Raw genomic sequence first — 4,442 nt, forward strand, 5'->3', positions numbered from 1 at the left:
TTTTTCGCAACAGTGCCCTTTATGCGATATATTTATTAATGGTTTAATCCCAATTTAAAATCACCTTGCCACTTTGGCCAGATAACATTGCATCAAAACCTTGCTGGAAGTCATCAATTGAAAAATGATGGGTAATAATCGGGCTTAGGTCTAGGCCACTTTGTAACATACTCGTCATTTTATACCAAGTTTCAAACATCTCACGGCCATAAATGCCTTTAATCTGCAACCCTTTAAAAATAACATGATTCCAATCTATCGCCATCTCACCTGGCGGAATGCCCAATAAGGCAACCCGGCCACCATGATTCATCGCCTCAAGCATCTGCCCAAACGCCTGGCCATTCCCAGACATTTCCAAGCCAACATCAAAGCCTTCAGTCATATTAAGCTCATCCATCACAGTAGTTAACGACTCACGCGCAACATTAACAATACGTGAAGCACCCATTTTTTCAGCAAGGGCTAAGCGGTAATCATTCACATCAGTGATCACAATATGACGTGCACCAACATGGCGTGCAACTGCGACCGCCATCGCGCCAATCGGCCCCGCCCCAGTGATTAGCACATCTTCACCCACCATCTCAAAGGATAAAGCAGTATGTACCGCATTGCCATAAGGGTCAAAAATAGCAGCGATATCATCACTAATTTCATCAGGGATCTTAAAGGCATTCACCGCTGGAATCGCCAAATACTCAGCAAAAGCACCCGCGCGATTGACCCCCACCCCCACAGTATTGCGACATAAATGACGACGGCCCGCCCGACAATTACGGCAATGACCACAGGTTAAATGCCCTTCACCAGACACCCGATCACCCAGGTTAAACCCCTGAACTTCACTACCAATTTCAACAATCTCACCCACATATTCATGACCAACATGCATCGGCAGCGGAATCGTCTGACTCGCCCAATGATCCCAGTTATAAATATGAATATCAGTTCCACAAATTGCCGTTTTTTTAATTTTAATTAAAACGTCATTATGGCCCACTTTAGGATGCTCAACATCCACCATCCATAGCCCTGTTTCAGGCTTAATCTTTGCTAACGCCTTCATTAACTACCCCTTTCTTGATAAATTTCACACTTAAATCATCTTATCTTTAAGTGTTAAAAAATTAGGGCAATCATGCCCCAATATAAAATAACAAAACCAAAAATAAATTAGTTAATCGCACCAAACTTACGGCCTGCTCGCACAAATGCAGCAACTGCATGATCGATTTGCTCCGGGGTATGCGCCGCAGACATCTGTGTACGAATCCGCGCTTTACCTTTAGGCACCACTGGGAACGAAAAGGCAATCACATAAATCCCCTCAGCAAGTAATTCTTGCGCAATATCACTGGCTAATTTAGCATCGTAGAGCATCACCGGAATAATCGGATGTTCACCTGGAATCAACTCAAAACCGGCGTCTGCCATACCCGATCTAAAGTGCTGACTGTTTTTGCGCAAAGTCGCAAGGCGCTGCTTACCCTCATCACTTTGAATCAGTTTTAACACATCAACAGAGGCTGAGCTAATAACAGGTGCAAGCGCATTCGAGAATAAATAAGGGCGTGAACGCTGACGCAACCATTCGATTATTTCTTTTTTACCCGCCGTATAGCCTCCTGAAGCACCGCCTAAGGCTTTCCCTAGAGTTCCTGTAATAATGTCTATACCATCAACCACACCGCAATGCTCAGGTGTTCCTGCCCCTATTTCACCCATAAAGCCAACCGCATGCGAATCATCAACCATCACCATCGCATTGTATTTTTCCGCTAAATCACAAATCCCCGGTAAATTAGCAATGATACCATCCATAGAGAACACACCATCAGTCGCAATCAGCTTCACCTTCACACCCTTTTCATCAGCGGCTTGCAGTTGCTTTTCTAAGTCTTGCATATCATTGTTTTTATAACGATAACGCGCGGCTTTACACAAACGCACCCCATCAATAATACTGGCATGATTCAACTCATCACTGATGATAGCATCCTCAGGACCTAATATCGTCTCAAATAAACCCGCATTTGCATCAAAGCAAGATGAGTACAAAATAGAATCTTCTTTATTTAAAAACGTAGCAATTTCTTGCTCTAATGCTTTATGCACCGTTTGCGTGCCACAGATAAAGCGTACAGAAGCCATGCCATAACCATGCTCAGCTAAAGCCTCTTGGCCCGCTTTAATCAACTCTGGGTGGTTGGCTAAGCCCAAATAATTATTCGCACAAAAGTTAACAACTTTCTGGCCTGTTGTAATACTAATGTCTGAACTTTGCTGACTATTAATCACCCGTTCTGGCTTGTAATAGCCTGTTTCTTTAAGCATTGCTATTTCATTGGATAAATGTTGTAAAAATTTAGCTTCTATCATTACTTTTCCTAAGCTCTATGTAAGTTCTATAACGACTCATAAAATCTTCGCCCACCATAGCGAAATATAACGCCTTTGTCATCATACGCTGTATAAAGGCATTAATTTATCATGTCATAGCAGTACCAACCAAATTTACATTCAACAGAAATTTCCAGCCAAATTTACAGTGTCATAGACGGGAATTTAAAACTACACTCAGCTCAAAACATGCAAGCGAAAGTCAATCGCCAAAAAAACATATTATTGAGGATATACCATGAAAATCAAAGCATTACTGGCCACAGCTTTAACAAGCAGCCTCATTGCAACAGCGGCTATTGCCTCATCAACAGCAAGTAATCCACCTCCTCTGCAAGGCACACAATGCAATGTGGGTCAACAGTGCTCTCTCTCTAATGGCATGGCCTATTTTGAACTAAATCAATCTCAATATGGCTTATATACGTGCAAGCTTATTTCAGGAGATCAAACCAATACCCATGTTGTCACGTTAAGCACCGGCAAAGATGCTCAAAATGTCTATTTAGCCCGCATTGGCACAGACGAATTTAAAGTCTATATTCAAGAACAAGCGAAAATATTCAGAAAGTACAATGGAGTTGGTGAAATCAAATTTGTCGGCACCTCAGGTGATGCAATCTCATGCACACAAGATCAGACATCTGCCTAGAAAATTAAGGCACTTAAATAACCTAAATTTCCAAACAAAGTCAAGGGCGGGAATTTAGGGTTTTATATAATACAATTGGTATAAATCCAGAAAATTTACCCTATGACTAATTTTTCAAGCAAGAGCAGCTAAGCGCTCTTTACTCCCCAGCGATTACATACTTTAATCGTATTACTCGTTTGGGTAATAAATAACTGTTCTTCTGCTGCTGGACTAAACCCAAAGTTAACCTGATAATTTAATGGCGATTGCACCAACGTTGATGGCTCTTTCTCAATAAACCCAGCCAACTTACCTCGACTATCACATAGTATTTCACCGTTCATAGATTGTGCATCACAGTGAAACGCCTTGAAATATTGTTTAGCATTTGGGTCATATTCAAGTATTTCAACCTCAAAACTAACACTGGTATTATCCATATTGTGGCTGACATAACTCGATAAGTCAGCCGTATTGGTATGACTCGCATAAAAACGCATAAATAGCGGTGAAGTTTTTTGCTGTCGCCAACCTAAATAACTCCCCACCCCCACAACAACTGATTTATCGCCAGTTGTAGGGTCGATAACATCAAAATCAGGACTAAGCATTACTGTACCGATTGTGAGGCTTTTAACGTGCATAATGCGGCTTTGATTGTTGCGGTTGAAGTTGAACCCTTGGAGTAAATTACAAGATGAATTGATTTTAAACATCGCTTATCCTTTAGCAAAAAAGTTAATCGTCATATGAACTAGTAAAAATACAGCTGTAAAAAACAAAATTACCGAGAATAAAAGCCAAGCAGCTTTGAAGCAATATAAAGAAATACACTCTTTTATAGTCAAAGGGTTATTACCATCTCCTGGCCCATAGCAATATACTTTTAGTATAAATCCACCAGCACATAAGATAAAAGATCCACAAGCAACCATATAGCCACTATATATATCCCTATATCCCCATACAAATAAGGACATAATAAAAATAATTATCGCAGTCAACCTTGCTAAGTTTGTGCTTAATTTTCCATATTGCTCACGACTAACCATTTTTTAAGGCCTTATACACACCGTCTACTGAGCCTAACCCTGCTATAGTTGTAAGACCCCCTCCTACCATCCCTAAACTTTTTTTTAGCTTAGCAAGGGCAACCTCATCCTTTTCTAATATTCCGGGTAATGACCCTAGCGCCTCTACTCCACCATAAATCACACTATTAGCAGCAATCGGCATACTCAAATCATTCGCGGACATCACAAGTGCCTTATAAAAATGACTTTCAAAAAAAACACCTTCGCTATGATCCCAATTATTAGCAAAAACTGCACTCAATGAAGTTAAATGTGGCACTGTTGCAAAAAATTTAGATTTGAGTAGGGTGTAGCAATCAACGGAAGTTAAG

The 4,442-nt window shown here is 40.7% G+C and carries 6 protein-coding genes; 1 reads left to right on the forward strand and 5 read right to left on the reverse strand.

Annotated features, from left to right (window positions below; translation table 11 throughout):
• Nucleotides 1-43: 43 nt before the first annotated feature.
• Nucleotides 44-1,069, reverse strand: a complete 1,026-nt coding sequence (gene tdh / locus C200_RS08270; protein ID WP_016211653.1) for an L-threonine 3-dehydrogenase — start codon at nucleotides 1,067-1,069, stop codon at nucleotides 44-46.
• Between the two features lie 107 nt (nucleotides 1,070-1,176).
• Nucleotides 1,177-2,379 (reverse strand): glycine C-acetyltransferase, encoded by a 1,203-nt coding sequence (locus tag C200_RS08275; RefSeq protein ID WP_405115415.1) that lies wholly within the window; start codon nucleotides 2,377-2,379, stop codon nucleotides 1,177-1,179.
• 262 nt (nucleotides 2,380-2,641) lie between these two features.
• Here C200_RS08275 and C200_RS08280 point away from each other — a divergent pair, with 262 nt between their 5' ends.
• Complete coding sequence (locus C200_RS08280) at nucleotides 2,642-3,055, forward strand: hypothetical protein (protein WP_016211655.1); 414 nt, start codon at nucleotides 2,642-2,644, stop codon at nucleotides 3,053-3,055.
• A 128-nt stretch (nucleotides 3,056-3,183) separates the two neighbouring features.
• On the opposite strand, the gene C200_RS08285 is transcribed toward C200_RS08280, so the two are convergent.
• The 3 genes from C200_RS08285 to C200_RS16125 form a co-directional block, all read right to left on the reverse strand.
• A complete protein-coding gene (locus C200_RS08285; RefSeq protein WP_016211654.1) occupies nucleotides 3,184-3,753 on the reverse strand; it encodes a hypothetical protein in 570 nt (189 codons plus the stop codon).
• A 3-nt stretch (nucleotides 3,754-3,756) separates the two neighbouring features.
• Complete coding sequence (locus C200_RS08290) at nucleotides 3,757-4,089, reverse strand: hypothetical protein (protein WP_016211657.1); 333 nt, start codon at nucleotides 4,087-4,089, stop codon at nucleotides 3,757-3,759.
• Nucleotides 4,082-4,442 (reverse strand): hypothetical protein (locus C200_RS16125; protein ID WP_033923732.1); only part of this gene is annotated, 361 nt, incomplete at its 5' end. The genes C200_RS16125 and C200_RS08290, both read right to left, overlap by 8 nt.

The organism is Piscirickettsia salmonis LF-89 = ATCC VR-1361 (assembly GCF_000297215.2).
GTDB classification, from domain to species: domain Bacteria; phylum Pseudomonadota; class Gammaproteobacteria; order Piscirickettsiales; family Piscirickettsiaceae; genus Piscirickettsia; species Piscirickettsia salmonis.

Bases quoted from the DNA above. Each gene is read 5' to 3' on its own strand.
- tdh (WP_016211653.1), bottom strand. From the start codon at position 1,069: ATGAAGGCGTTAGCAAAGATTAAGCCTGAAACAGGGCTATGGATGGTG.
- C200_RS08280 (WP_016211655.1), top strand. From the start codon at position 2,642: ATGAAAATCAAAGCATTACTGGCCACAGCTTTAACAAGCAGCCTCATT.
- C200_RS08285 (WP_016211654.1), bottom strand. From the start codon at position 3,753: ATGTTTAAAATCAATTCATCTTGTAATTTACTCCAAGGGTTCAACTTC.
- C200_RS08290 (WP_016211657.1), bottom strand. From the start codon at position 4,089: ATGGTTAGTCGTGAGCAATATGGAAAATTAAGCACAAACTTAGCAAGG.